The sequence below is a fragment of the Arthrobacter sp. 18067 genome, assembly GCF_902706295.1.
Classification (GTDB): domain Bacteria; phylum Actinomycetota; class Actinomycetes; order Actinomycetales; family Micrococcaceae; genus Arthrobacter.
This window is the reverse complement of sequence record NZ_CACSJJ010000012.1, coordinates 140,007-164,857: the sequence shown is the minus strand read 5'-3', so window position 1 is coordinate 164,857 and position 24,851 is coordinate 140,007. Positions and strand designations below refer to the sequence as shown.

The 24,851-nt window shown below is 62.1% G+C and carries 26 protein-coding genes, 3 tRNA genes and 1 riboswitch; of the genes, 20 read left to right on the top strand and 9 right to left on the bottom strand.

The features are described from left to right. Positions 1-163 precede the first annotated feature (163 nt). The gene (locus GVL04_RS13625) at positions 164-1,606 is read right to left on the bottom strand and encodes an NCS2 family permease (RefSeq protein WP_159705375.1); all 1,443 of its coding nucleotides are present in this window, start codon (positions 1,604-1,606) and stop codon (positions 164-166) included. A 114-nt stretch (positions 1,607-1,720) separates the two neighbouring features. On the opposite strand from GVL04_RS13625, the gene GVL04_RS13620 reads away from it, so the two are divergent. Together GVL04_RS13620 and GVL04_RS13615 are read left to right on the top strand one after the other, a co-directional pair. Next, positions 1,721-2,350, top strand: a complete 630-nt coding sequence (locus tag GVL04_RS13620) for a copper resistance CopC family protein (protein WP_159705372.1) — start codon at positions 1,721-1,723, stop codon at positions 2,348-2,350. Between the two features lie 150 nt (positions 2,351-2,500). Next, positions 2,501-2,693, top strand: a riboswitch (cyclic di-AMP (ydaO/yuaA leader). Positions 2,694-2,696: 3 nt separating this feature from the next. Further along, complete coding sequence (locus tag GVL04_RS13615; protein WP_159705369.1) at positions 2,697-3,473, top strand: NlpC/P60 family protein; 777 nt, start codon at positions 2,697-2,699, stop codon at positions 3,471-3,473. A 164-nt stretch (positions 3,474-3,637) separates the two neighbouring features. On the opposite strand, the gene GVL04_RS13610 is transcribed toward GVL04_RS13615, so the two are convergent. Further along, a complete protein-coding gene (locus tag GVL04_RS13610) occupies positions 3,638-4,330 on the bottom strand; it encodes an FAD-binding protein (RefSeq protein ID WP_159705366.1) in 693 nt (230 codons plus the stop codon). Positions 4,331-4,747: 417 nt separating this feature from the next. Here GVL04_RS13610 and GVL04_RS13605 point away from each other — a divergent pair, with 417 nt between their 5' ends. Both GVL04_RS13605 and GVL04_RS13600 read left to right on the top strand, forming a co-directional pair. Further along, on the top strand, positions 4,748-5,785 hold the full coding sequence (locus GVL04_RS13605) for a universal stress protein (RefSeq protein WP_159705363.1): 1,038 nt from the start codon (positions 4,748-4,750) through the stop codon (positions 5,783-5,785). Between the two features lie 20 nt (positions 5,786-5,805). Next, positions 5,806-8,574 carry a PEP/pyruvate-binding domain-containing protein gene (locus GVL04_RS13600; RefSeq protein ID WP_159705360.1) on the top strand — a complete coding sequence of 923 codons (2,769 nt, stop codon included), beginning with the start codon at positions 5,806-5,808 and terminating at the stop codon, positions 8,572-8,574. Here the strand turns inward: GVL04_RS13600 and GVL04_RS13595 are convergent. Both GVL04_RS13595 and GVL04_RS13590 read right to left on the bottom strand, forming a co-directional pair. Next, complete coding sequence (locus GVL04_RS13595) at positions 8,571-9,491, bottom strand: cation diffusion facilitator family transporter (RefSeq protein WP_159705357.1); 921 nt, start codon at positions 9,489-9,491, stop codon at positions 8,571-8,573. The genes GVL04_RS13600 and GVL04_RS13595 overlap by 4 nt on opposite strands. Positions 9,492-9,501: 10 nt before the next feature. Further along, on the bottom strand, positions 9,502-10,011 hold the full coding sequence (locus GVL04_RS13590) for a metallopeptidase family protein (protein WP_159705354.1): 510 nt from the start codon (positions 10,009-10,011) through the stop codon (positions 9,502-9,504). Between the two features lie 90 nt (positions 10,012-10,101). On the opposite strand from GVL04_RS13590, the gene GVL04_RS13585 reads away from it, so the two are divergent. After that, positions 10,102-11,025, top strand: coding sequence for a carbohydrate kinase (locus GVL04_RS13585; RefSeq protein ID WP_159705351.1), 924 nt, complete (start codon positions 10,102-10,104; stop codon positions 11,023-11,025). Positions 11,026-11,032: 7 nt separating this feature from the next. Here the strand turns inward: GVL04_RS13585 and GVL04_RS13580 are convergent, their stop codons facing one another. Then, positions 11,033-11,974 carry a DMT family transporter gene (locus GVL04_RS13580; protein ID WP_159705348.1) on the bottom strand — a complete coding sequence of 314 codons (942 nt, stop codon included), beginning with the start codon at positions 11,972-11,974 and terminating at the stop codon, positions 11,033-11,035. Between the two features lie 330 nt (positions 11,975-12,304). Here GVL04_RS13580 and GVL04_RS13575 point away from each other — a divergent pair. The 3 genes from GVL04_RS13575 to GVL04_RS13565 all read left to right on the top strand — a co-directional run bounded on the left by GVL04_RS13575 (position 12,305) and on the right by GVL04_RS13565 (position 12,657). Next, positions 12,305-12,377 (top strand) — tRNA-Glu (locus GVL04_RS13575). A gap of 84 nt (positions 12,378-12,461) precedes the next feature. Further along, positions 12,462-12,535: transfer RNA gene (locus tag GVL04_RS13570), tRNA-Asp, on the top strand. A gap of 46 nt (positions 12,536-12,581) precedes the next feature. Next, a tRNA-Phe gene (locus GVL04_RS13565) sits at positions 12,582-12,657 on the top strand. A 144-nt stretch (positions 12,658-12,801) separates the two neighbouring features. On the opposite strand, the gene GVL04_RS13560 is transcribed toward GVL04_RS13565, so the two are convergent. Together GVL04_RS13560 and GVL04_RS24680 are read right to left on the bottom strand one after the other, a co-directional pair. Continuing rightward, entirely contained in the window at positions 12,802-13,779 is a 978-nt protein-coding gene (locus GVL04_RS13560; RefSeq protein ID WP_235036280.1) for a hypothetical protein, read from the bottom strand. Continuing rightward, positions 13,776-14,453 carry a DUF6318 family protein gene (locus GVL04_RS24680; protein WP_235036279.1) on the bottom strand — a complete coding sequence of 226 codons (678 nt, stop codon included), beginning with the start codon at positions 14,451-14,453 and terminating at the stop codon, positions 13,776-13,778. Before GVL04_RS24680 ends, GVL04_RS13560 begins: the two co-directional genes overlap by 4 nt. A 173-nt stretch (positions 14,454-14,626) precedes the next feature. On the opposite strand from GVL04_RS24680, the gene GVL04_RS13550 reads away from it, so the two are divergent. The 8 genes from GVL04_RS13550 (at position 14,627) to GVL04_RS13515 (ending at position 18,737) form a co-directional block, all read left to right on the top strand. Further along, positions 14,627-15,157, top strand: a complete 531-nt coding sequence (locus tag GVL04_RS13550) for a hypothetical protein (RefSeq protein ID WP_159705345.1) — start codon at positions 14,627-14,629, stop codon at positions 15,155-15,157. A gap of 90 nt (positions 15,158-15,247) precedes the next feature. Then, complete coding sequence (locus tag GVL04_RS13545) at positions 15,248-15,694, top strand: Asp23/Gls24 family envelope stress response protein (RefSeq protein WP_159705342.1); 447 nt, start codon at positions 15,248-15,250, stop codon at positions 15,692-15,694. Then, complete coding sequence (locus GVL04_RS13540; protein ID WP_026542624.1) at positions 15,691-15,882, top strand: DUF2273 domain-containing protein; 192 nt, start codon at positions 15,691-15,693, stop codon at positions 15,880-15,882. The genes GVL04_RS13545 and GVL04_RS13540 overlap by 4 nt, the downstream gene beginning before the upstream one ends. Further along, positions 15,879-16,259 carry a hypothetical protein gene (locus GVL04_RS13535; protein ID WP_159705339.1) on the top strand — a complete coding sequence of 127 codons (381 nt, stop codon included), beginning with the start codon at positions 15,879-15,881 and terminating at the stop codon, positions 16,257-16,259. Before GVL04_RS13540 ends, GVL04_RS13535 begins: the two co-directional genes overlap by 4 nt. Before the next feature lie 68 nt (positions 16,260-16,327). Continuing rightward, positions 16,328-16,891 (top strand): DUF6286 domain-containing protein, encoded by a 564-nt coding sequence (locus GVL04_RS13530; protein WP_235036281.1) that lies wholly within the window; start codon positions 16,328-16,330, stop codon positions 16,889-16,891. Continuing rightward, entirely contained in the window at positions 16,888-17,499 is a 612-nt protein-coding gene (locus GVL04_RS13525; RefSeq protein ID WP_159705333.1) for a hypothetical protein, read from the top strand. The genes GVL04_RS13530 and GVL04_RS13525 overlap by 4 nt, the downstream gene beginning before the upstream one ends. 102 nt (positions 17,500-17,601) lie before the next feature. Continuing rightward, positions 17,602-17,937, top strand: coding sequence for a Synuclein (locus GVL04_RS13520; protein ID WP_159705330.1), 336 nt, complete (start codon positions 17,602-17,604; stop codon positions 17,935-17,937). A gap of 161 nt (positions 17,938-18,098) precedes the next feature. Continuing rightward, a complete protein-coding gene (locus tag GVL04_RS13515) occupies positions 18,099-18,737 on the top strand; it encodes a DNA alkylation repair protein (protein ID WP_159705411.1) in 639 nt (212 codons plus the stop codon). A gap of 13 nt (positions 18,738-18,750) precedes the next feature. On the opposite strand, the gene GVL04_RS13510 is transcribed toward GVL04_RS13515, so the two are convergent. Continuing rightward, on the bottom strand, positions 18,751-19,152 hold the full coding sequence (locus tag GVL04_RS13510; RefSeq protein ID WP_159705327.1) for a helix-turn-helix transcriptional regulator: 402 nt from the start codon (positions 19,150-19,152) through the stop codon (positions 18,751-18,753). A gap of 252 nt (positions 19,153-19,404) precedes the next feature. Between GVL04_RS13510 and GVL04_RS13505 the strand changes: the two genes are divergently transcribed. The 4 genes from GVL04_RS13505 (at position 19,405) to GVL04_RS13490 (ending at position 23,939) form a co-directional block, all read left to right on the top strand. After that, the gene (locus GVL04_RS13505; protein WP_159705324.1) at positions 19,405-20,751 is read left to right on the top strand and encodes an ABC transporter substrate-binding protein; all 1,347 of its coding nucleotides are present in this window, start codon (positions 19,405-19,407) and stop codon (positions 20,749-20,751) included. A 96-nt stretch (positions 20,752-20,847) separates the two neighbouring features. Further along, positions 20,848-21,813, top strand: coding sequence for a carbohydrate ABC transporter permease (locus GVL04_RS13500; protein WP_159705321.1), 966 nt, complete (start codon positions 20,848-20,850; stop codon positions 21,811-21,813). Continuing rightward, positions 21,810-22,772, top strand: coding sequence for a carbohydrate ABC transporter permease (locus GVL04_RS13495; RefSeq protein WP_159705318.1), 963 nt, complete (start codon positions 21,810-21,812; stop codon positions 22,770-22,772). Before GVL04_RS13500 ends, GVL04_RS13495 begins: the two co-directional genes overlap by 4 nt. 114 nt (positions 22,773-22,886) lie before the next feature. Next, positions 22,887-23,939, top strand: coding sequence for a LacI family DNA-binding transcriptional regulator (locus tag GVL04_RS13490; RefSeq protein WP_159705315.1), 1,053 nt, complete (start codon positions 22,887-22,889; stop codon positions 23,937-23,939). A 9-nt stretch (positions 23,940-23,948) separates the two neighbouring features. Here the strand turns inward: GVL04_RS13490 and GVL04_RS13485 are convergent, their stop codons facing one another. Continuing rightward, the gene (locus GVL04_RS13485) at positions 23,949-24,836 is read right to left on the bottom strand and encodes a hypothetical protein (protein ID WP_159705312.1); all 888 of its coding nucleotides are present in this window, start codon (positions 24,834-24,836) and stop codon (positions 23,949-23,951) included. Between the last annotated feature and the right edge of the window lie 15 nt (positions 24,837-24,851).

Below are 24,851 nucleotides of genomic sequence, written 5' to 3'. Positions count from 1 at the left end.
TGGTCGCAGCGAAACTCAACCGCCGACCCAGACCAACCCTGAACCTCGAAACACCAGCCAACCGACTAAACCAGCTGCTACAAGCGGCCTAACCCCCAGCGTTGCTCCCACCAGTTGACTTTGCCCGCCAAACATTGTCATCAAATGCCACCTCGGCGGGCGTTTACTTGACCCCGAGCAGCTCTTCCACGGTTCCGATGCCGAAGAACAGCAGGAACGCGGCAGCCACAGCCCACATGAGCGGGTGGACTTCGCGGGCGCGGCCCTGGAACGTGCGGATCAGGACGTAGGAGATGAAGCCGGCGCCCAGGCCGTTGGCGATGGAGTATGTGAACGGCATCAGGGCGATGGTCAGGAACGCCGGGATGCCGACGCCCCAGTCCTGCCAGTCGATCTTGCCCACCTGGGAGACCATCATGAAGCCCACGACGACCAGTGCCGGGGCCACGGCTTCGAATGGGACCAGGTTGATCAGCGGCGTGAAGAACATGGCCACCAGGAACAGCACGCCGGTAACGATCGAGGCGAGGCCGGTGCGTGCGCCTTCGCCGATGCCCGCGCCGGATTCAACGAAGATCTGGTTGGAAGATACGGACGCGCCGCCACCGACGATTGCGCCGAGGGCGTCAACCTGCAGGACCCGGTCCACATTGGGGATGTTGCCGTCTTTGTCCACGGTTCCGGCCTCGTTTGCCAGGCCCACCATGGTGCCCATGGCGTCAAAGAAGATGCTCAGGAGGATCACGAAGGCCAGCAAAGCGGCAGCGATGAAACCGAGGTGCTCGAACGCGCCGAATGGGTTCGCCTTGCCGATCAGGGACAAGTCCGGGGCGCCCCATTCGGAGAGCGTGGGCGCCACAAGCGACCAGCCGCGCGGGTTGACGTTCTTGCCGTCAAAGCTCGGGCCGATGTGGAGCGTGAATTCAAGGATGGCGGCCAGGGCGGTGGAAACCACGATGCCGATCAGGATGGCGCCGCGGACCTTCCGGACCACAAGGGCAATGGTCAGGATCAGGCCAACCGCGAAAACCAGTGTGGGCCAGCCCATGAGCTTGCCGTCAACGCCCAGTCCCAGGGGAACCGTGGTGCCGGCCGCGTCCGGGATGCGCCGCACGAATCCTGCATTGACCAGGCCGATCAATGCGATAAAGAGGCCAATGCCCACCACGATCGCGGTCTTCAGGGCTTCAGGCACAGCCTTGAACACGGCAGTACGGAAACCTGTGAGCACCAGGATGAGCATCGTGACGCCGGAGAGCACCACAAGGCCCATCATGTCCGGCCACGTCAGTCCAGGGTGGGAGGCCACAGTGACTGCTACGAACGCGTTCACACCGAGCCCCGTTGCCACGGCGAACGGGTGCTTGGCCCACGCGCCCATGAGGATGGTCAGGATGCCCGCCACGAAAGCAGTAGTGGCCGCGACGGCGGTGAAGCCCAGGGACGCGCCACTCGAGTCCGCTCCGGAGAGGATCAGCGGGTTCAGCACCACGATGTAGCTCATGGCGAAGAACGTTGCGAAACCGCCACGAATTTCCCGGGAGTACGTGGATCCACGTTCAGTGATTTTGAAGTAGCGGTCGACTGCAGAACCTTGTTTAAGCATGAAGGACTCCGGGGATCGAGGGGAGTGTGCTCTCAAATCCTATGTGGTCGGATGCGGGCGCTCCGGACGATTCGCCTAGTCTGTAAGGAAGCCAACACTAGGAGAAACCGCCCCATGCGTACCATCCGCCCGCTTCTGGCCGCCGTCGTCGCTGCTCTTGCCTTCGCGTCCGCCCTGCTGTTTTCCGCGGCTCCGGCGTCCGCGCATGACGTCGCCGAATCCACCACGCCGGCCAATGGTGCCAGCGTGGCTGTTGTCCCGGCGTCGGTCTCCATCACGTTCAATAACCGGCCGCTGGCCATCGGTTCGGGCGTGACGGTCACGGCGGGCGGCGAAAACTGGGCGGATGGCCCCGTTGAAATCATCGACAACCAGGCGGTCCAGAAGCTGCGCGAAGGCGCGCCGGCGGGCGAGTACACGGTGGTCTGGCGAGTCGTCAGCAGCGATTCGCACCCCATCGAAGGCACGTTTACGTTCACGGCAGCCTCAGGCGCGACGTCGGCAAGCGGCTCGGCGGTTGCCTCACCGTCTGCTTCGGCATCCTCAGCGGCGGTACCGACCGCAGGTACGGGGGCGCCGGGGACTGGCACCAGCGAACCGGCAGCGGATGCCTCCCAGCCTTTCCCGTGGAGCATCGTGGGACTGGCCGTCGTTGCTGTCGGACTCGTTATCTTCCTGGCTGTTACGGCACGTAGGAAACTCGCTGCTTCCAACGACGCAGATGGCGATTCTCCCGCGGAATAACGGGGTTTTCTACGTACCTGCGAATATCTCGAAACGGTCACCGCGACACGCCAAAAGCGTAGTTCTCGTTACTTAAATGTGACTTCGGCGTGATCATCGCGTACGGTTGTACCTGTGCCTGTTCCACGTAACGGGCACTTCCGGCCTGATTGCCTAGCTCTGCCGCAGTCCGGAATCCGTTCGCAGACAAACCTTACGGCAGAGACGGGGAACCCATTTTAGGTCGCTTTCGAGCGTGCCTTGGGGTGAAGTCACGAAGCTTCCGCTGAACAGCGGGGGATAGTGACCGGGTGACTCCCATCCGAATCCGACAGCTAACCTCGCAGGCATCGGGAGAGGCTCTTTCATGTCTTCACGCATTCTTCGCGGCCGTCGTAAGGCGGACAGCGTACGTCCTAATCCGTTCATCTCCATCTCCAAGGCAGTTGCCAGCAACGCTTCCGGCGCTGGCCGCCAGGCAGCTGTTATCGCAGCAGCTTCGGGCCTCGTTCTGACCGGCTCCATTGCTGCCCACGCAGCCGAAGCTCCGGTTCAGCGGGACTCCAGCCCCGCCACGGTCGCTGAGACCGCATCCGAGGCTCCCACCCAGGTTGTTACCGCCGCATCCACGGCGACCATCAACTTCGAGCGCCCTGCTGTTGCTTCCGTAGCAGCTCCGGTCATCGAGAAGCCGGCTCCCGTTGTTGAGGCTCCCGTAGCCAAGAAGGCAGCAGTCACCACTGCCGCTGCAACGGCTCCTGTCGCCAAGGCTGCAGCTGCCGCTCCGGCTGCTGCTGCTCCCGCTGCTGCTGCCCCGGCAGTCGGTGGCGTCAACGCAGCCATGGTTGCCTCGGCTTACGCCCAGATCGGCATCATGCAGGACTGCACCGCCATGGTGGAACGGGCCCTCGGCTCCGCAGGCATCCCCGTTGGTGACCTCGGCCCCATGCAGTTCATGAACTACGGCAAGGTCGTCAGCGACCCGCAGCCCGGTGACATGATCGTTCAGTCCGGCCACGTCGCCATCTACATCGGCAACGGCCAGGCCATCAGCGGTGGCATCAACGGCAACCAGACGGGCATCCACCCGATCAGCTGGTTGACCGCAACCGGTCCCATCACTTACGTACGCGCTGGCGCATAAGCCTCACGCTTCAGTTCAAAGGCCGGTGCCTTCGAAGACCAGATTCTTCGAGGGCACCGGCCTTTGGCGTTAAGTTTTGTGCGTAAAAGTTCCAGACGGAGACGTACGACGGCGGATCGGCGCGCCTTGCCGCACGGCGGGCCAGGGTTTGCGGGCCTGATCGGCTAGGCGGTGGCCAGGCCTGGCCCTGCCGGGAGGGCAACCTTGGAAGAGATTGCCTGACCCACTGCTTTGGCCTGCCGAAGGACTTCCTTGGGTGTGGGCGTAATGAGTTCGCCGACACCTACAAGGTGCATTCCGACTGCCCTCATGGCCGCGGCCAGGTTTTGGCCGATGGCAATCCCGAGTTCCGCCAGCATTCGGCGCAGTTGGCTCTGCGCACAGCGCGTGACCACGATGTGGTCGGCCAGGAGAACCCCGTTGGCGGTGTGGACGGCCCACTGGCGACGTGTGGATTCGAGGGGGCCGGACACGTGGAGTCCGGTCCTCAGCCCCGCAGTGGTCATGCTGGCGGCCAATCCGTAGCCAATCTGCTGTGACGGATCCGAGCCCAGGAAATCAAGGCGGACGGCGCGCGTGGTGCTGCGGACGTCCAGCTGATGACTCGCCGCGTAGTTCCGCAGGTGGCGGAGAATCTCGTTGCGTTCCTTCATTGCGGCGGGATCGGCCACGTCGCAGCGTTGAAGCATGCCTGTATGGATCGACGGGCCCGTTGCGGACAACGCACCAAAGCCGTCCACGACGATGGAACCCACGCCATAACGGCTGAGCTCACTGGCAACTGCCAAGCCGGACAAGCCGGCTCCGATGACCACGGTGGTGGTGCGTTCCGTGGCGGAATCAGGCGTGAGTGTCACTGCTTGGTTCCTCCTTGACGTGTGTGCCCTTCGGCATCGCGTGGGGTCGCGTCCGAGTTCCCCAAGCGGCCGCAAATAAATGGCCGGAGTGTGTCGTGAAACACGTTTGCCGGCCATTCGGTGACTCGAACACTACCGAACTTTTTCGGCCATGGATAGCCTCCCGGATGCGCGTGTTTCCGTTGTTCATCCGGAGCGCAAAATGGACCCCCGACAACCGAGCCCTGACCGTTATACACATAGCCCAAAGTCGCCTTGATTCGGCGTTGCCGACCGAGAATAGTGGGCATTGGAAGGAGAAACTTCCAGGTTTCTCCTGCCCCGGCCATTGACAATGAAGCAGTCAGGGAATCCGACCCGGAGAACCTCTGGCAGAATAGCCGGAACATCAAGCAGTAGGTGGAGAGGCGGGCCCCAATGGACCAGCACGGCAGACACAGTGAAGAGCCACAGCAAGGCGATGACCAAGCTGTCGCACCAGGCGGCATCGTCGTTGGAGTGGACGGTTCAGAGCACGGTCAGTGTGCCTTGGTTTGGGCGGCGCGGGAGGCAGAGCGCAGGCAGCTCCCATTGCACATCGTCACGGCCTATTCCGTGCCCATCTTCGCCGCATCAGGGCTGGACGGCGGCTACGCAACCGTCGACGATTCTGTGATTCGCGAGGGCGCGGATGCGATCGTGAAGCAGGCCATGGACAAGATCTCCGGCTATGCCATCGACGTCGACGCTTCGGTGGAAAACGGTGACGCTGCCGGTGTCCTGCTTGATCTCTCTGCAGAGGCCGCGCTCCTGGTTTTCGGCAGCCGGGGTCGCGGAGGCTTCGTCGGACGCTTGCTGGGTTCCGTCAGCAGTGCCTTGCCAGCCCACGCCAAATGCCCCACCGTAACGGTGCCCCTGTATTGCGCCGACCGGCTGGGGGAGAACACCGAGGACAAACACATCAAGGCAGAGCATGCCAAGGCAGGGTCCCGAACCGTGGAAAACGTGGTGGCGGTTGGCGTGGACGGCTCCGAGCAAGCCCGTGTGGCAGTGCTCGAAGCAGCCGAGCAAGCCCAACGCATGGGGGCCAAGCTCCGCGTGATCTGCGCTGTGCCGCAGTACAGCGGTTCCCTTGCATGGGTCCCGGCTCCGTTGGACCGCGATGCTCTGTTTGCGGATATCAGGGTCCAACTTGACGCAGGTGTCGCGTGGCTCAGGAGCCACTTCCCGCAATTGACCATTGAGACGGACCTCCGGGACGGTTCACCGGTTGACGTCCTGGTGGAGACGAGCCGGAGCGTGGAGTTGGTTGTGCTGGGGACGCGTGGCCGCGGTGGGTTCGCTGGCATGCTCCTGGGTTCCACCTCGGACGGTGTCCTGCACCACACCAAGGGGCCGGTGCTGGTTGTCCCTGACCGTGAGGACCCCCGGCTCGCTGACCGGCAAAAATTTGGGCCGATGCTCGGCGCAGCCTAAGCCGCGGACCGCCACCTTCCATGGACAGCCAGCAGGCCGGGGAGCAACCGCGAGAACAGGGGGCCGGCCTCGACGCGTCCGGGCAAGTGCTCACGCTCGATATTGCCGACATCCGCGGAGCAATGCTTCCCGAGGTGGGCGGCAAGGCCGCGAACCTGGGTGAGCTGGCAAGCGCCGGATTGCCCGTCCCGCCCGGCTTCTGCCTTACCACTGCCGCGTACCGGCTCGCCCTCTCGGCCATTGGCCTGCAGGAGGTCATTGCCGCCTTGAAAGCGGTCGGCACAGCTGACCTTGACCAGCTGAATGGGCTCGCCACCCGTGCCCGGTCCTTGGTGCTCGACGCCGGAGTCCCGGCTGCGGTGGGTCAGGCGGTGCGGTCCGCCTACCAGCAGTTGGGAGGCAACGTCCCTGTCGCCGTCAGGTCTTCAGCCACCGCCGAGGACCTGGCCTTCGCGAGTTTCGCTGGTCAACAAGACACATACCTGAACGTCGTGGGCGTTGACGCTGTCCTGGATGCGGTCAGCCGCTGCTGGGCTTCGCTCTGGACAGACCGGGCCGTGGCCTACCGGACCACCAACGGCATTGACCATGCGTCGGTGACGCTGGCCGTCGTCGTGCAGGAAATGGTGGATTCCGCTACCGCAGGTGTCATGTTCACCGCCAATCCGGTCACGGGGAACCGGTATGAGGCAGTGATTGACGCCAGCCCGGGTTTGGGGGAGGCCGTGGTGTCCGGGGCGGTAAATCCGGACCAGTACGTCGTGGACGTCCGTAGACGGTCAATTGTGAAAAGGACCGTCGGGGACCGGCAGGTGGAGATCCGTTCGCTTCCCGGCGGTGGCACGGAACGTGTCGAACGCCCCGGCCAGGATGGTCCCGATGCGCCCGTCCCGCAACCTTGCCTCAGCGATCTACAAGTCCTTGCACTGGCGGAATTGGGCCGCAAAGTCCAGGAACATTACAGCGCTCCACAGGACACCGAATGGGCCATTGATGATGATGGAAAACTCTGGCTCACCCAGGCCCGCCCCATCACCACCCTGTATCCGCAAACCACGCGCATACCTCCGGGCGCCGGCGAGCACGCTTTCCTGAACTTCAGCCTCGCGCAGGGCCTCACCAGGCCACTGACGCCCATGGGCCTGGCCAGCATCCGCCTCATAGCCTCGTGCGTCGCCAGGACTGCGGCGTTCGATGTGCCGGATCCCCGGTCAGGGCCGCCGCCGTATTACGAGGCTGGCCAGCGGATCTTCTTCGACCTCACTGCGGTGCTGCGGAGCAGGCCTGGCCGGGCAATCGTGCCGCGGGTTTTCGATGTCATGGAGGCCCGCTCCGCCACGCTGATGCGTGGCCTCTTCGACGATCCACGCTTCACGGTCAGAACCAAGACACCCCTGAAGCTGATTCGTCACGTCGCTCCGGTCGCAGCCAAGTACCGTGTACCGGAGTCACTCTTCCGCGGCCTGTTCCGCCCAGCTGCCGCCATGAAGCGCGTAGAGACGCTCACCGCGGAACTGCGCAAAACCCTCGATGTCCCGCCTGGGGCAACATCACATCAGCGGCTCGCCCATGTCCAGCGAATCCTTGGCGAGGAGCTTTTCGCCACAGTGCCGCAGGTGTTGCCCCTTCCAGCGCTCGGTTTTGCGATGCTGGCGCTGGTGAGGCGGATCCTGGGGGATCAAGCTACGTACGACGAACTTCAGACCGTGATCCGCGGCCTGCCCAACAATGTCACCACGGAGATGGATCTGGCCCTGTGGCAGCTTGCCTCGGAGATCCGCGAAGACCCCGACGCCGTTGCCTCCATGGCAGGCCGGACGGCAGCGGGGCTGGCGGAACAGTATCGGGACGGAAACCTCCCACCAGCTGCCCAGTCAGGACTGGATTCCTTCCTGAGCACCTACGGGCACAGGGCCGTTGCCGAGATCGACCTCGGCATGCCCCGCTGGTCAGACGATCCCACCCACATCCTTGGAGTTGTCGCCAACTATTTGAGGCTCGCCGACGGTGCAGAATCCCCGGATCAGCAGTTCCAAAAAGCCGCACGGGAAGCGGATGAGCAGGTTGCGCGCTTCGTGGCGCAGGCCAGGGCGAAGAGCCCGGTGCACGCGGCGATCGTGCGCGTCGCGATGGACCGGACCCGGAGGTTCGCGGGACTTCGCGAACTGCCTAAGTACAACCTCGTCCTGGGGCTGGCTGCCGCGCGGAAACAGTTGCTCTTGGTGGGACGCGCACTGGCAGAGTCCGGGCGCATTGAGCGTGCTGAGGACATCTTCTACCTGGATCTTGACGAAGCTGAGACTGCGCTGGCTGGAGATGACCTCCATGGAAAAGTGGCCGAGCATCGTGCGGCTTACCAGCAGGAACTCCGGCGCAGGCATATCCCGCGGGTGCTGTTGTCTGATGGAACCGAGCCAGAGGCCACGCCTGGGACCAGTGGAAAACAGCGTCCTGGCACTTTGTCCGGCAGTCCGGCGTCGGCAGGCATAGTGACGGCTCCGGCGCGCGTCATCATGGATCCCGTGGGCGCGCACCTCGAGCCAGGAGAAATCCTCGTGGCTCCATCAACGGATCCCGGCTGGACGCCGCTGTTCCTTACTGCTGGTGGACTGGTCATGGAGATGGGCGGGCCCAACTCACACGGTGCAGTGGTGGCCCGTGAATACGGAATCCCCGCAGTGGTGGGGGTTCCGGACGCAACATCGCGCCTTAGTACCGGTCAGCGGGTCACAGTGGACGGAGCGGCCGGGACGGTCAGCATTGAGAACGCGGGTGGTGGGACAGCCTAGGCGTGCTGGTGCGATTCGTGCTCAGAGTGGCTCACAGGCTCCAACTGGAAAGTGCAGTGCTCGGTGTCGAAGTGCCGGCCAAGGCAGGACCCCAGCTGGTCAAGGATGCTGTCCGCCCCGCTGGCGTTGAGGACCGCGTCCTCCACCACAACATGGGCTGAGAACACGGGGACGCCGGAGGTGATGGTCCAGATGTGGATGTCGTGGGCTTCAACCACGCCATCAACAGCGAGGATGTGCTCGCGGATCATGTTGACGTCAACGCCCTTCGGCGTGGCCTCCAGGAGGACATCCACCACGTCGCGAAGCAAGTGCCAGGCGCGGGGAATGATCATCAAAGCGATCACCACAGAGGCGATGGGGTCTGCGGCGCTGAAGCCCGTAGTCATGATGACGATTGCCGCCACGATGACCGCGATGGAACCCAGGAGATCTCCAAGGACCTCAAGGTAGGCACCGCGGACATTGAGGCTTTCCTTTTGTGCACCCTGCAGGATCAGGAGCGAGACAAGGTTGGCCACGGCGCCCAGAATGGCGGCCCACAGCATGACGTCGGTATGAATGTCCGGGGATTCCCCAAAACGGCGGATGGCCTCGATCATGATCACAACCGCGATGACGATCAGAATCAGGGCGTTGGCCAAAGCAGCCAGCACTTCGGCCCGCTGATAGCCATAGGTGCGCTGATCACTTGCTGGACGCGTAGCAATCCACGCCGCCATGAGGGCGATGAAAACGCCTGCAGCATCGGAGAGCATGTGGCCGGCATCGGCCAGCAGAGCCAAGGATCCAGACACGACGGCGCCAACCACCTGGATGCCCACCACCCCTAAGGTGATGGCCAGGACGGCAATGAGCCGCTTCCGATGCTTGCCGGTTGCTGTGACTCCGTGGGAGTGGTTGTGGTCGTGCCCCATGGTTATAAGGCTAGCCCCAGCCGAGCTCATGCAAGCGGTCGTCGTCGATCCCAAAATGGTGAGCTATCTCATGAACCACGGTGATGGCCACTTCATCGATGACTTCTTCACGCGTGCTGCAGATGTCCAGGATCGGCTGGCGGTAGATGGTGATCCGGTCAGGCAAGGAGCCGGCCTCCCACCAGGAATCCCGTTCGGTCAGCGGGACGCCCTCGTAGAGTCCCAACAGCACAGTGTCCGGATCTTCGCCGGGTTGCGGCGTGTAGTCGTCCTCAATGAATATCGCTACGTTGTCCATGGCGCTGGCCGCTTTGGGCGGGATCAGTTGGATGGCGTCGCTGACGGCCTCTTCAAATTCTTCGGGAGACATTTCGAACGGCCGGGCCACTCCAGCGGCGTATGCCTCGTCGACAGGACTGTGCTCAACAGGGCTGTGCACCGCGTTCCGTTCCCTGAGCGGAGATGATGGGCGCTCGCCGTCCGGGACGATGGGCAAGCCGGGAGGAAGATTCGCGGGCATGATCCGACTTTAGTCCGCTGAGGCCGCATCGGCGCCGTGTGTGATGAGAGATACTAAAAGTCAATCTCTTTCGACAGACACAGGAACCGCATGACCGGCACATCTTCCCTCGCGCCTGAGCCCCTCGACGTCGTCGTTGTAGGTGAGGCGTTGATCGACATCGTGCAGTCCTCCGATGGGCAGGTGGAGTACCCCGGTGGTTCGCCGGCCAACGTCGCCTTCGGTTTGGGCCGATTGGATGTCAAAGCGGGCCTCCTGACCGCCATTGGCCGTGATGCTCGTGGCGACGCCATTGCAGCACATCTGCGCAGCGCGGGGGTGGTGCTGTTGCCCGGCTCCATGTCAGCCGGAAAGACCGCGACGGCGACGGCCCGGATAGCTGCCGACGGTTCGGCTGACTACACCTTCGATATCGATTGGGACTTGCCTCCGATTGCATTGCCCTATGCCCCGAGAATCCTGCACACGGGTTCAATCGCCACCTTCCTTGAACCTGGCGCAAGCGTTGTCCGGAGTTTGCTGGAGCAGGCGCAAGGCGGGTGCATGGTCACCTACGACCCCAACATCCGCGCCGATCTTCTGGGAAGCCACCACGAGGCCCTGGCGCTCTTCGAGGAAATAGTGCCGCTGACCGACGTCGTAAAGCTCAGCGGCACCGACGCCCGCTGGTTGTATCCGGGCAAAGCGCTCGAGGATACGGCGAACCACCTCCTGGCCCTGGGCGCCGGATTGGTAGTGGTGACCCAAGGGGTTAAGGGCTCGCTCATGGCCACCCGTCATATACAGCTCAACGTTCCCGCCGTTCCGGCCACGGTCGCGGACACCATCGGCGCCGGCGACTCCTACACGGCTGCGCTCATCATGGGGCTCCTGCTTCGTGGCAGCGACGGACTGGCTCCTACCGTCATGGAACGCATCGGCACCATCGCCTCCATGGCGGCCTCCATCGCCGTCGGCCGGCCAGGCGCCAATCCGCCCACGCACCGCGAACTTTTGGCCGGAATGGCCCGCTGACGTAGAGCTAGCGGGTCCGACGCCGGGTCAGGCCGACGCCAATCAGGCACACCACGCCTCCGATCAGCCCCCAGATGGTGGGGACCTCCTGAAGCACGGCCCACGAAATCAGGATGGTGGTGCCCGGCACCAGGTACGTGGTGGCAGCCAGCTTTCCCGCCGAAATCAGTGACAGGGCGTAAGCCCACGTGGTGAATGCGATGGCCGTGGGGAAGATGCCAAGGTAGATCAAACCCAGAGTGGCGGGGAGCGGTGCTGCTTGGACCTCGGAAATCAGCTGCCCTGTCCAAGGCAAGCAGCAGATCGCGCCCACCATGATCCCGAACCACGTCGCCTGTCCTGCCGTGAACTTCCGGAGAACGGGCTTCTGCAGTATGGCACTCACCGAAGCGAGTACGGCGGCAAGCAAGCACAACAGCACACCGGCGACGTCCGCCGTCGAACGCTGTCCCGAACCCAACGCGATCATCGCGACGCCGCAGAATGCCACACCGCTGCCGATCAGCAGCCACCGAGGAAAGCCCTCCTTGAGGAAGATCCCGGCAAGAATCGCGATCAGGATGGGCGAGACGTTGATCAGCATGGCGCTGGTCCCGGCGTCGAGCATGTGCTCCGCAGCGTTCAGCGCCACGTTGTAGCCTCCAAACCACATGACACCGTAGGCCACGATCGGTAACCATTCCCGGCCGCTTGGCCAGACTTTCAGCGTCGGCAGCACCACGATTCCAAGCACGACGGCGGCAACCGCCAAGCGTCCGAGCGTCAAGGAACCGGGGGAGAAGCTGGGGCCGACTGCGCGGATTCCCACGAAAGCCGAAGCCCAAAGGACTACCGTGACGATTACGGCCGCGATGCCGAGCTTGCTGATGGCCGGTGCCGGCGCGGGAGTGGTGCGCTGGGGCAGGTCCGGGGAAGGCTGGCCGGGTTCGGCCGGGGAGGTGGTTGTCATAGAGCCAAATCTAGCTGTCAGGGAGTCAGTGCGGCTGGCGGTTTTCGGACGCGTCAGGGCAAGATCCTGCCAATGTTCGACGGCTGCCCTCGGTGGCCTCGGACTGGGTGCGTTGGTGAGGAGTGAGCTTTCGACTCTTTGGTTGCTTCTTTCGGATGAGATCCCGCCCTTCGATGGGCCTCACCTTGGGGGTCCTGGACCTTGCGCAGACCTCGATTTGGGAATATCGCCATCTATGCTCTAAAGTTTTAGAGTCCAGTTCGGACGAGCGAGACACGGAAAGAACGCGTAAAGCGTCGCTTTTCTTTGCGAAATCCGAATTGAGTTCAGGCCCCCATCGTCTAGCGGCCTAGGACACCGCCCTTTCACGGCGGCGGCACGGGTTCGAATCCCGTTGGGGGTACGCAAGGAAGTGGTAAATCGGATGAAAAAAGTCTGGTAAGCTAGAAGCCTTGAAAAAAACGCGGTAGAGATACTGCAAACGCAAGGCCCTGTAGCGCAGTTGGTTAGCGCGCCGCCCTGTCACGGCGGAGGTCGCGGGTTCAAGTCCCGTCAGGGTCGCTCTGAGCGCCGAAGAAATTCGGTTCTCAAGGTGACATGTCACCTAGGCTCTGTAGCTCAGTTGGTAGAGCGTTCGACTGAAAATCGAAAGGTCACCGGATCGACGCCGGTCGGAGCCACCACTGGGAAGCATCAGTTCTTCGGAACTGGTGCTTTTCTTCTTTAACTCGTTTGACGCCCCGGAGCCTTCGACGTGTCGAAGCTCACGTCAGTTCAAAGTGGGTAGCGGCGGTACGAATACTTCGCCGCGGGCCCCTCCACATCCCCTAACGTGGGTATTCTGCGCGGGGGCAGCCCCATGAGTTGGGGTTTTCCTGGCAGGTGTCGGCTACGAGTGCTCTTTCTGTTTTCCAGACGTGGATGGTTTTGGCCGGTGTGGTGATGTCGAGTGTTCCGTTGATGGGTAGTGGTGGGCCGTTGTTGACGGAGTAGGTGCCGGTGAAGCTTGCCGTGAGGGTGGCTTGGTAGTTGCCTGTTTCGGTGTAGATGTTGCTGGTACGCGTCTGGTTGCTGAGCCACTCTGCCTCGGGGATGGAGTAGCCGGCCACTGGTGTTGGTCCGAGGGTTGTTCCGTCGCCGAAGGCGTAGGTGTAGCTAGCCGGTGTTGCTGTCAGGTGGACGGCTTGACCGAGGATGGTGACGTCGAAGCCTTGCTCTCCTGCGGTGGCGTAGAAGTTGGTGGGGCCGCCTTTGAGGGTGTGCGGGAACGGCTGGGCTTCGAGGGTTCCCGGGCTGACGGGTAGTTGTCGGAAGTCGTTCAGGATCCGGGCGGCGATGTTGGCCAGGACGTTCTCGGGTTCAGGGTCGTATAGGCAGGTGGGTCCGCTGACGGCTGGGTAGTCCGTCCATGTGGGATTCGTGATGGACTTCGGTGCCTGCCTCCAGATCACCGGGGTGCCTTCTTCTCCGTCAGGTGTCTTGGCCGGGCATTCCATCGTGAGGCAGCCCTTGTCTGGTGTATCCGTTCCGCCAGACCGGCAGTGAACGTCAGCCATGTACTGGTTCGGGTCCTCGGCTGCCGGCGAGCCGTCTAGCTTGGGCGTCGACTTCCCCGTTTCGGGATCGAATTCCCAGATAGCTCCAATGAACGCCGATCCCTCTTTGAAGCCTGCATCCGGCGCGGAATGCTCGTTGTTTTGAATTTCGGTCTCAACGTACGTCCGACCTGCTGTTAGGTGTCCCAAGGTGGCGACGAGTCCGAGAGCGGCAAAAAAGGACAGGGACACTATCGGGCGGAACATCATTGGATGATGCCAAGGTCGGTCACAACCCAAGAACCATCTCTATACTCCGCGAAGAAAGCCACAGCGTCGTTTGTTGCTGCAGTGAGCCCGCGGTTTTCAGTTCCGTTGCCGTCCATGTAGTGAATCTCGTCCTGGATGACCTGAATCCTGCCCTGCTGCGAGGATGAGCCAGTTTCCCAACTCACTTCTGCAACTGGAGTTCGGAATCTTCCGCCTACTAGCCACCGTCCAGCCGTGTAATTGGCGCCGACTGATTTCGCGAGATGCTGGCAAAGTGCACATGTGGGTGAGGCCAGCTCTGAGGCGCTCCTCGAATCGCCTGTTTCGTACGAGTAGCTGAGCGACTGGAACCAGTATCCAATAAACGCCTCCAGCCCAGCCTTCGAGTTCTCCTTCGCCAGCTCCGGCATCACGGGAACCGGCACGTTCTGGGCCTTGCCCTTGGCATCCGCAGGCTTGTACACGGCAGACACCGACGGAGTACCCGGGGTAGCCGAAGCCGCCGGAACCGACGAGCTCGTGGTGGGTGACGCCGTCGTCGTGCCCGTATTAGAGGGTGCGCCGCTGGGCGTTGAGGCGCCCTGGCAGCCCACCAGAAGCAAAGCAAGCCCCACGCCCAAGGCTGCCGTCCGGGAGAGGACAAAAGGAAAAGTGGCAGACGAAAGGCGTGGCATGACAGGCTCCCCAGCAGCTGTTTGGCGGTGTGTCGGCCAGTCTAGGTGCGGCAAACCAGCCCAATACAGTCACGAACCGGGCCTTGTGGATAACCCGACCCTTTTCACCGCGGGGTGCTGGGCGTAGTCTTGCCTCGCTGGCCCGTCAATCGCACGCATCCTATGGGGGAACCATGGTCACCATCTCACGTTCAAGTACGCCCAAGCGCCGCCGCCTCATCCCGGTAGCCCTTCTGATCGCCACGCTGACCCTCAGCGCGTGCACTATCCCGTCGCCGGTTGCGCAGCAGTCCCCCAGTGCGTCGTCGGAGGCTCCGGCCGCGGAAGTGGGAACGAGTTCAGCCGCACCCTCGGAATCGAGCCCGGAAGCAACAGCCAGCACCGGCGCTACCACTGGAACGGGCGGAGTCTACGGTGAGTTCACGTCGATTTCCGAAGCCTGCATCTCGGTCAGCGCCACCATGCTGAGCGTCACCATTCTGCCGTTGGCGGGACTGGTGGGCGGCAACCCCGATGACGTCGAGAAGGCCAAGCAGGAGTTGTCCCAAATGCAGGGCAAAGTGCCGGATGAATTGAAGCCCGCCTTCGAAAAGCTCAGGGCCTTTACAGAGTCCGCAGGATCGGATTTCAGCAAGTATGGAGATGGGAAATTCGAAGAACTCATGAAGCCCATTCAGGACTGGATGGATAAGAACTGTAAGTAGCCGCCGCGCGCACTCCCCTCTCGCCTGACGCTTCTCCCAAAGGGTCGGAGCTAGACGCTAGGGTGGTACTCAAGAGAAGGGGAGTGCTCCATGGAAGACCAGAACGTGCAGTTTGATCCCGTGCCTGGGGGCGAGATCCTTGGTACCGGACGCACCATCATCTCCGAGGCGGCCGTGGCCAAAGTTGCGGGCATAGCTGCCCGAACCGTGCCGGGCGTCTACTCGTTGGGATCGGGGCCGTCCCGTGCGCTGGGCGCGATTCGCGACGCCGTCGGCAGTTCAGACCATGCAGCGGGCGTCCGCGCAGAAGTCGGCGAAACCCAAGTGGCCGTGGACATCAATCTGGTAGCCCTCTATGGACACCCCCTGCACAGCGTCGCCAACCAGGTCCGGAGTGCTGTTTTCCGCGCGGTAGAGGAACTCGTTGGCCTCCAGGTCATTGAGGTCAACATCGAGATCAATGACGTCTACGTTGCCCCATCGGCCAAACCTGCCGGTACCAAGAATGTCCTCGCTGAAAGGGAGGCACTCCAGTGAGCATGACCGTTGTTGGAATCGCGATCGGCGCCTTCGTGGCCTTCATGTCCTTCTCGTTCGGACTCTGGGGTTTCCTTATCTCGCTGCTTTTCATGGGCATCGGCGCGCTGCTGGGCCGCGCGGCCGACGGCAAACTGGACCTCCGCAGCGTCCTGGACGCCATTACGGGCCGGCGCTCTTCGTCATGAGCGTGGCTGAGGCTGTGGATACCACCACCAGCCTGGCCGGCCACAACCGGATCAGTACCCAGGCATTGACATCCTTGGCGCGCGCTGCCGCCGCCGAGGCCCTCGGCGTTCCCGCCACCGACATCCGCGCTGATTGGGCGGACGACGACGGCCTGCTGGCTTTGTCGATTGTCGCGCCTATTAGCATCCCGTCTTTGACCGAGGTTCTTCGGGATCCGATGCGTGTCCAAGGTTTCGGGGGTTCCATTTGGGACCGTGCGGTAGCGGCCAAGGCAAGTGTTCTTGAGACAGTCACCCGCCTTAGTGGCTCCCAACTCAGCAGGGTAGACATCAGGATCAGCGGAGCACACGTGACCGAGGGAGGCCGCGTTCAGTGATACAGGACCAGGAAACACCATTGGACCCGAACGCAGGAGCTGGCCGGGTGGCAGGCGAAGACCCCGAAATGAGCCGGATCCTGAGCCGTGCGACGCATTCCTCCCGGGCCGGGGCAGCAGTCATCGCCGCGGTGCTGGTGATCCTTTTCTGCGTATATGCGCTCCTCGAAGCAGGTGTTCGCGCAATTGGACAACCGCCGTGGCTCATCGACCCCACAACAGCGGCCGAGCGCATTATTGCGCTCCCCGAAGGTATTACGCCCCTGCTGTTGGGTGCCAGTGGGGCCGTTATCGCGATGGTCGGCCTGTTCTTTTTCCTGCATGCAGTGCTGCCCGGCAGGCGGGCCCGGCATCTGCTCCGGGACCCGCGTACCGCCGTCGTGGTTGATGATGAGGTCCTTGCCTCCGCCCTTGCACGTCGTGCACGAACTGCCGCGAACGTGACCCAGGAACAGGTCATGGTGGTTGTGTCGCGCCAAATGGTGGTGGTCAATGTACGGCCTACCTCGGGCAGCAGGGTGAGTGAAGAGGCTGTTCTGGCGGCGGTGCAAGCCGAACTTGATGAGATGTCGCCGGTACCGATGCCTTCTGTCCGGGTCAACCTGGCGTCGTCGGGGGTGATTGGCGCGTGAACGGAACACCGAGGGCCCTTAATCGCGTACTGCTGTTCATTATTGGCGTGAAACTCCTGGCCGTCGGGTTGCTTCTCCTGCTGCTGGCCACCGTGCCTGCGGTGGCTGCCTGGTGGCATGGCTGGTCCGCAAATGTCTGGGCAGGGATGGAGAACGCCTTCCGCCAGACGCGCTTCCCAGGCCGGGAAGAAAGCTGGCTGTGGATTGTGGCCGGTGCGATCCTGGTGGTCATCATCATCGCCATGGTCGCTTGGCTCTCCCAACAAGGTAAGGGCAGGGCCAACCTATTGGTCTCCAGCGATGACGACAGCCATATAAATGGCGAAGTCCGGATCGGTGGTGGCGTGGCCGAGCAGGCGCTCAGGGCAGCCTTGTCTGAGAGAACAGACCTCGCGGGCGCCTCAGTGGCGACCTATGAAGTGAAGGGCAGGCCTGGCCTGCGCATTCGGATCCAACCGAGGCAAGGAGTGGCGCCGCACATCCTCGCAGCCGAGGTGTCGCAGCTTGTTGAAGCAATGGACCAAGTAATTGGTCAGAAGACTCCGGTGCTTGTGCACATGGTTTCCGGAGCCCGGTCCCGATTCACTAAGGCGGAACGTGTCCGCTGATATTGCAGAACCCGACCTCAAGCCAATAAGTTGAATCCAAAGGGGGAATAACTTCCTTTGGCACGTACTGTCACAGATCCAACCGTCACAAAGGAGAGCACCATGAGTGAAGAGACCACGGGAGCCGAAGCGGTCAACGGCGCGGCGGAAAATGCCAAGGATGCAGCTGGCGATGCCTTGGAGAATGCCAAGGAATTTGCTGGCGAGGCCGTTGAGAATGTCAAGGAATTCGCTGGCGACGCCGCTGAGAATGTCAAAGAGTTCGCTGAAGATGCCGCCGAGAATGTCAAGGAATTCTTCTCCGGTGATGTTGGAGAAAACGCCAAGGAATTGGCGGGCGATGTCGCGGAGAAGTCAAAGGAAATCGCCGGAGACGTTGCCGAAAACGTCAAGGGTTTGGGCTCGAAGATCGCGGGCCTGTTCAAGGGCGAGAAGTAGCAATCCCCAGAACCACCTGATGGCAGCCCCCACCGCGGACAACCGACGGGACCGGGGCTGCCATCTTGCTGTCCCTGCCTAGTAGCCTGAGATCCATACGCGATGAACAGGAGAGTGCAGTGGCTGGAACAACGGTGCTCGAAACGACGGTGGCCGAACTCATGGCCGAGCTGGCCGCACTGGAGGAACCCCGGGCCAGGGAAGTCAACGAAAAGCACGGTGACGACCACGGCGTGAACCTCAGTAAGTTGCGCGCCGTCGCGAAGAGGCTGAAAACGCAGCAGGAGCTGTCACATGAACTGTGGTCCACGGGTGACACCGCTGCCAGGCTGCTGTCACTCCTGATTTGCCGCCCAAAGGCCTTTGAGTCCGAGGAGCTGGACAGCATGCTCCGTGAGTCCCGGACTCCCAAGGTTCAAGACTGGCTGGTGAACTACGTGGTCAAGAAAAGCGCCCACTGCGAAGATTTGCGGGTGTCGTGGTTTTCTGACCCGGACCCTGAGGTGGCCAGCGCAGGCTGGGCCCTGACATCGGAGAGAGTGGTCAAGAAGCCCGAAGGCCTGGACCTCGTTTTGCTTCTGGACATCATCGAGGCCGAAATGAAGGGCGCTCCGGACCGCCTCCAGTGGGCCATGAACCAGTGTCTGGCCCAGATCGGGATTGAGTTCCCGGAACATCGGGCCAGGGCGTTGGATATCGGCGAGCGGCTGGAAGTCCTCAAGGACTACCCCACGCCGCCTAACTGCACGTCACCTTTCGCGCCGAGCTGGATCAATGAGATGGTCCGGCGCAAGGGCTGACCATCCGCGGCGCCTAGCCCCTGTTGCGGTGCATCATCCGGTATGTGAGCTCTGCGAGGAGTTCTTCGTCGGAGAGGTGCGAAGCGCGGGCGATGGGAGCGGCGGGCACTGCTATGCGCGGAGGCCCCTGCCGCGGTTCGTCGCCCGAACGCATGTCGTCGGGGGTGATCATTTCGGGGGCAAAGTTGGATTTTCCCTTGAGGACCTCTGAGACAGAGCCGGCACGCCAACCCAAGGCGTGCTCCAGCTTGCGCTGGTTGATTTCCTGGGTGCGCCGCGTTCCCGATTCCAACGTACGGACGGTCTTGATGGCGGTGCCCGCCTGCTTGGCCAACTGCACCTGGCTCAAGCCTTGCGCCAGGCGTTCTTCCTTGATCAATCGGCCGATAGTCTGCAGTGCTTCAAGTTCATCCACACTTCCTACCCTTCCATAGGCAACACTGGGTAAACAAATCGGAAGACTTCGCTTCCGGTCGCAGCGGCCGTCCAAATAGGAGGCGCCAAGGGGTCGTCGCTGACCCTCCAGCGAGATCAGCAGGCTGCTTGGTATCGATGCGGTTACGTTCGGTGTAAGCGCTTGCATTTATCCATCCATCATGGCTAGTGTGAGCGTCACCACATCAATTGCGCCGCCGAAATCACTTGTACTCAGCGAGGAGTCTTTAGCATGAAGAAAACCAAGTACCTGCTACCGGTCGCAGCCGCCGGTGTCCTGGCACTTACCCTCTCCGCCTGTAGCGGAGATGGTGGCGGTGGGGGATCCACCGCCGGCTCGGATAATTGCTCCGCCTACGAAAGCTATGGCAAGCACGACGGCAAGACCGTCTCCGTCTACTCGACAATCGTCGATATCGAAGCAACCAACCTTGAGGAATCCTGGAAGCAGTTTGAAGACTGCACGGGCATCACCGTCAAGTACGAAGGCAGCAAGGAATTCGAAACGCAGATCGGCGTCCGGGCCCAGTCCGGCACCGCTCCTGACGTGGCAATCTTCCCGCAGCCCGGTCTTCTTGCAACCCAGGCGCGGGCCGGGTACTTGAAGCCTGCTCCTAAGACCGTCTCCGATCTCGTGGACAAGAACTGGTCCCCGGACTGGAAGAAGTACGGCACCGTGGACGGCACGTACTATGCCGCGCCGATGCTTGCGAACGTCAAGGGCTTCGTTTGGTATTCGCCCAAGACCTTCAAGGACAAGGGCTGGGAAGTCCCCAAGACGTGGGACGAAATGATCGATTTGTCCAAGAAGATCGCGGCAGATGACAAGAACATGAAGCCGTGGTGTGCCGGATTCGAATCCGGTGAGGCTACTGGCTGGCCCGGCACGGACTGGATCGAAGACGTCGTCCTGCGTGCCCACGGCCCCGAGGTCTACGATCAGTGGGTTGCCCACCAGATCCCGTTCAACGACCCCAAGATCGTGGAGTCCTTCGATAAGGCCGGCGACATCCTGCTCAACCAGGACATGGTCAACGGCGGCTTCGGTGACGTCCGCTCGATCCTGAGCACCGGCTTCGCCCAGGCCGGCCAGCCGGTCCTGGATGGTACGTGTGCGATGCACCACCAGGCCAACTTCCAGGCCGCCAACTGGCCTGCAGGAACCAACGTTGCCGAGGACGGCGATGTTTGGGCCTTCATCACCCCGCCGATTGACGAAAGCAAGGGCAAGGCAGTCACCGGTGGCGGCGAGATGGTTGGAGCGTACAAGGACACCGCAGAGGTCCAGTCGTTCCTGGCCTACCTGGCAAGCGCCGACTTTGCCAACAACCGCGTCAAGCTGGGCGGCGTTGTCAGTGCAAACAAGGGCTTGGACCCGAACAACGCACAGTCCGACCTCGACAAACTGACCGTCAAGATCCTCCAGGACCCCGAGACTGTCTTCCGGTTTGATGGCTCGGACCTCATGCCGAGTGCAGTTGGTTCCAACTCGTTCTGGAAGGGCATCGTGCAGTGGATCAACGGCACCTCTTCCCAGGATGTTGCCAACAGCATCGAATCCAGCTGGCCTAAGAGCTAACTCCCAAAGTGCTGCCTCCCCTGACTGGTGCGCCCAGGCGGGGAGGCAGTGCTTTTCCCGGAACTTAGTGATTCACTCACGCCCCGGAGGTTGGGTATGGAATTTATCGGAGGAAAACTCCTTCAAGTAGTGATAGCCCTGGCGATATTCGCAGCGGTTATCGGCATCATCATGCTGGTGGTGGACAGGGCGCCGAAATCGGTCAAGGACAGGGTTACCGTGGCCGGCTTCCTTGCCCCGGCCGCAATCCTTATGCTGGTGGGCCTGGTCTATCCCGCGGTCCGCACATCAACGCTGGCCTTCACGGATGCCAGCGGCAATGCCAACGGATTCGACAACTTTGTCTGGATGTTCACGCAGCCCGAGGCTCTGACCACGCTGCGGAACACCGTCATCTGGACTGTCCTTGTTCCCCTGTTGTCCACAGGCTTTGGACTCGCCTACGCAGTCTTCATCGATAAGGCCAGGGGTGAGAAAGTACTGAAGTCCTTGGTCTTCATGCCGATGGCCATCTCTTTTGTGGGCGCCGGTATTATCTGGAAGCTCGTTTACGATTACCGTGGCCCCGGCATTGAACAGACCGGTGTCCTCAACTTCTTCCGCGACGCCTTGGGAATGGACCCCAAGCAGTTCCTCCTGGACGCTCCGGAAAACACGCTCTTCCTGATCATCGTGATGGTCTGGATCCAGACCGGCTTTGCCATGGTGATACTTTCGGCCGCCATCAAGGGTGTCCCGGTGGAACTCGTCGAGGCAGCCCGCCTTGATGGAGCGAACGCGTGGCAGCAGTTCCGGAACGTCACCATTCCGGGTATCCGCGGAGCACTGGTGGTGGTGCTGACCACCATCACCATCGCCACCCTGAAGGTGTTCGACATCGTCCGGACCATGACCGCCGGAAACTACGACACTTCTGTTGTGGCCAACGAAATGTACACGCAGGCTTTCCGCGCAGGTGAGCCGGGTCGCGGTGCCGCATTGGCGCTCATCCTGTTCCTGATGGTTCTGCCAATCGTCGTGTACAACGCTCGAGTCCTTCGCAAGCAAAGGGAGATCCATTGACAGCCACGCCAGCCCCGAAAGAGGCCTCGAAGGCCACCCGGCAGCGTCCTGGATCCGACCCAACGGAGGACGCCCAGCCGATCATGCGGAGGGTCAAAACCAAACTGACCTCCAAGTGGGCAACAGCGGCAGCGATCATTATCGCCGTCGTCTGGTCCGTCCCGACGTTCGGCCTGTTCGTCACCTCGTTCAGGCCAGCCGCCAAGCAAGTGGGTCCACGGTCCAACGGCTGGTGGAATGCCTTTGTGGACTGGGACTTCACGTTCAAGAACTACACGGATGTCCTCACGCCGGCCGGCTCACAGTCGGCCAACTTGTCCCAGTACTTCGTCAACTCCATAGCGATCGTCATCCCGGTCACCATCTTTGTGCTGGTGTTGGCATCGATGGCTGCCTACGTGTTCGCCTGGGGCAAGTTCAAGGGCCGCGACGCACTGTTCATCTTCGTCTTTGCCCTGCAGATCATCCCGCTCCAGATGGCATTGATTCCGCTCCTGCAGTTCTTCACACAGACACTGCACCTGCCGGCCGGTTCCTACGCCCAACTGTGGATCGCCCACACCATGTTCGGTCTTCCGCTGGGTATCTTCCTTCTCCACAACTTCATCTCCGAAATTCCCGGTGAAGTCATCGAGGCGGCAAGGGTGGACGGTGCCGGGCACAGCACCATCTTCTGGCGGATCATCCTTCCGCTTTCCGTTCCCGCACTGGCATCCTTGGCCATCTTCCAGTTCCTGTGGGTCTGGAATGACCTGCTGGTGGCTCTGGTGTTCTCCGGTGGAACAGCGGACGTAGCCCCGATTACGCAGCGTTTGGCGGAGATTTCCGGTACACGCGGCGCCAGGGACTACCTGAACCCGGCGGCAGCATTCGTTTCCATCATCATCCCGCTCCTGGTGTTCTTCGGCTTGCAGCGCTACTTCGTGCGCGGCCTGCTGTCCGGCGGCCTCAAGGGCTAGGAATTTGAAGCCTCGGTTACGCAGCGCATTACGCGGCTGCGTAACCGAGGGCTTCAAACCACAAACAGACACTTAAGGTGAAGGCGGAGCAACGGCGGCCGGAGAGGGGAGCCTGTGTCACGAACAACGGGTAGGTCCCAACGCGGCGGCCACACCGGCGTCAGTATTGAGGACGTCGCTGCAGCCGCTGGAGTCTCGACGGCCACCGTCTCACGGGCGGTACGGGGACTGCCTCGGGTGTCTCCGGCGACCCGGGAAAAGATCCTCGAAGTAGCCAGTTCGCTGGGATACGTGGCGTCGTCGTCGGCGTCCGGGCTGGCAACGGGCCGCACCCGAACCATCGGCGTCCTGGCACCATTCGTCAGCCGATGGTTCTTCTCCAAGGCCATCGAGGGCGCGGACCGGGAACTGCATTCCCGCAAGTACAACCTTTCCCTGTTCAACCTTGGCGGCCACGGCAGCAACCGTGAGCGGCTCTTCAGCTCCACCATGGTCTACAAGCAGATCGATGCACTCCTGGTGCTGTGCATGTCCTTGACCGAGGAAGAGCTGGAACACCTCCACAAAATAGACATCCCGCTGGTGGTGGTGGGCGGCCATGTTGAGGATTGCGCCTATATCGGCATCAATGATTACGACGCCGCTTCCACGGCCGTGCGGCATCTCCTGGACTTGGGCCACAAGGACATCGCGCTGCTCCATGGCGACGACGAAACGGACCTGAACTTCGACGTCCCCCGGGTGCGGATCCGTGCCTTCCAGGAAGTAATGACCGACGCCGGGTTGGAAGTCCGCCCCGAATGGGACCAGTGGGGCGATTTCACCGTAGCCAGCGGCCAGCAGGCCTTCAACAGGCTCTGGAGCCAGCCTGGGCGCAAGCCTACAGCCATCTTCTGTTCGTCGGACGAGATGGCGATGGGCGTTATTTTCGAGGCGGGCCGCCACGGGGTCAGGGTGCCGCAGGACCTCTCAGTGATCGGCATAGACGATCACGACTTCTCGTCCTCCATTGGCCTGACCACTGTTGGCCAACGGCCCGACAACCAAGCCGAACTTGCCACCAAGATGCTCCTGGACGAACTGGACGGGAATCCAGGGGCAGTGCATTCGGAAGTGGCTCCGCACGAGCTGATCGTGCGCGAGACGACAGCGCCGCCCAGCGCATAAAGGCACTTGCTAGGAAGCGCGCGCCAGCTGCCGGATGGGGATCCACCGCGACGCGAGCCGGCGGTAGGCAGCGGCCGCTCCGGTCATGTCGCCCTCAGCCAGGCACTCGATGCCCAGCCGCACATCCATGGGGGACTCGTCCGGGTACACCTTGTCCGCCACGGCTCCGTAGTCCAGCTCAACCATCGACTGAATGTGGAACAACTCCAGCCATTCCGTAAGCTGCGTCAGGTCATCCAGCATGTCCAGGTCCGGCGCGGCCAAGGCCAGGTGGGCCACGGCGAAGCGGGCCCGGTCCAGGGCCTCCGTCAGGGGAGTCCACACCCGCACGGTAAGAATGCGCCCCTCGGACTCCACCACGTCCTTGCGGTCCGACTCGGCAAAGAGCGAAAACCAACTGAACGGGATTCCCCATGTTGACGCCCGGGTATGGACGCGCTTGGCGTCTTCCCCGGCATTGATGCGATCGATTCTGACCTGGTGCTTATCCCGCTGAGAGACCGGAATCAGAAGGTCGGCCAGGGGACTATGCACACCGTCCATGAGTGCGTTCGCCGCCAACCCGGCCCGAATCACCAGTTGGCTGGGGCAGTAAAGCAGCCGTCCGGCGTCGTGCTCTTCTTTATCCGACGCGGCGGCATGCCGCCCAACGGGCACGCGTGTCATGCGGACAAGGTCCGTTCGGCCGGTAGGAAAAGGGTCGCCACCGGACCGCGTGATGCGGCCCAGCGAGGCTTGCAGTTCCGCATTTTCGACGGCGGCCCGGGAACCTGTCTTTCCGCCCTCGGCCACGAGTTGGCTCTGCTGTTCGGGCGGGAACGCTTCGAGCGGCTCATAAATACGCAGAGACGAAGAGAACGGCAGTCCTGCCTGGCCCCGATACAGGTTTCCAGTCATGTCCAGCCGTCCCCT

What these genes read in the sequence shown, in the direction of transcription:
- GVL04_RS13625 (WP_159705375.1), bottom strand. Translation starts at nt 1,606, where the DNA reads ATGCTTAAACAAGGTTCTGCAGTCGACCGCTACTTCAAAATCACTGAA.
- GVL04_RS13620 (WP_159705372.1), top strand. Translation starts at nt 1,721, where the DNA reads ATGCGTACCATCCGCCCGCTTCTGGCCGCCGTCGTCGCTGCTCTTGCC.
- GVL04_RS13615 (WP_159705369.1), top strand. Translation starts at nt 2,697, where the DNA reads ATGTCTTCACGCATTCTTCGCGGCCGTCGTAAGGCGGACAGCGTACGT.
- GVL04_RS13605 (WP_159705363.1), top strand. Translation starts at nt 4,748, where the DNA reads ATGGACCAGCACGGCAGACACAGTGAAGAGCCACAGCAAGGCGATGAC.
- GVL04_RS13600 (WP_159705360.1), top strand. Translation starts at nt 5,806, where the DNA reads ATGGACAGCCAGCAGGCCGGGGAGCAACCGCGAGAACAGGGGGCCGGC.
- GVL04_RS13595 (WP_159705357.1), bottom strand. Translation starts at nt 9,491, where the DNA reads ATGGGGCACGACCACAACCACTCCCACGGAGTCACAGCAACCGGCAAG.
- GVL04_RS13590 (WP_159705354.1), bottom strand. Translation starts at nt 10,011, where the DNA reads ATGCCCGCGAATCTTCCTCCCGGCTTGCCCATCGTCCCGGACGGCGAG.
- GVL04_RS13585 (WP_159705351.1), top strand. Translation starts at nt 10,102, where the DNA reads ATGACCGGCACATCTTCCCTCGCGCCTGAGCCCCTCGACGTCGTCGTT.
- GVL04_RS13580 (WP_159705348.1), bottom strand. Translation starts at nt 11,974, where the DNA reads ATGACAACCACCTCCCCGGCCGAACCCGGCCAGCCTTCCCCGGACCTG.
- GVL04_RS13560 (WP_235036280.1), bottom strand. Translation starts at nt 13,779, where the DNA reads ATGATGTTCCGCCCGATAGTGTCCCTGTCCTTTTTTGCCGCTCTCGGA.
- GVL04_RS24680 (WP_235036279.1), bottom strand. Translation starts at nt 14,453, where the DNA reads ATGCCACGCCTTTCGTCTGCCACTTTTCCTTTTGTCCTCTCCCGGACG.
- GVL04_RS13550 (WP_159705345.1), top strand. Translation starts at nt 14,627, where the DNA reads ATGGTCACCATCTCACGTTCAAGTACGCCCAAGCGCCGCCGCCTCATC.
- GVL04_RS13545 (WP_159705342.1), top strand. Translation starts at nt 15,248, where the DNA reads ATGGAAGACCAGAACGTGCAGTTTGATCCCGTGCCTGGGGGCGAGATC.
- GVL04_RS13535 (WP_159705339.1), top strand. Translation starts at nt 15,879, where the DNA reads ATGAGCGTGGCTGAGGCTGTGGATACCACCACCAGCCTGGCCGGCCAC.
- GVL04_RS13530 (WP_235036281.1), top strand. Translation starts at nt 16,328, where the DNA reads ATGAGCCGGATCCTGAGCCGTGCGACGCATTCCTCCCGGGCCGGGGCA.
- GVL04_RS13520 (WP_159705330.1), top strand. Translation starts at nt 17,602, where the DNA reads ATGAGTGAAGAGACCACGGGAGCCGAAGCGGTCAACGGCGCGGCGGAA.
- GVL04_RS13515 (WP_159705411.1), top strand. Translation starts at nt 18,099, where the DNA reads ATGGCCGAGCTGGCCGCACTGGAGGAACCCCGGGCCAGGGAAGTCAAC.
- GVL04_RS13505 (WP_159705324.1), top strand. Translation starts at nt 19,405, where the DNA reads ATGAAGAAAACCAAGTACCTGCTACCGGTCGCAGCCGCCGGTGTCCTG.
- GVL04_RS13500 (WP_159705321.1), top strand. Translation starts at nt 20,848, where the DNA reads ATGGAATTTATCGGAGGAAAACTCCTTCAAGTAGTGATAGCCCTGGCG.
- GVL04_RS13485 (WP_159705312.1), bottom strand. Translation starts at nt 24,836, where the DNA reads ATGACTGGAAACCTGTATCGGGGCCAGGCAGGACTGCCGTTCTCTTCG.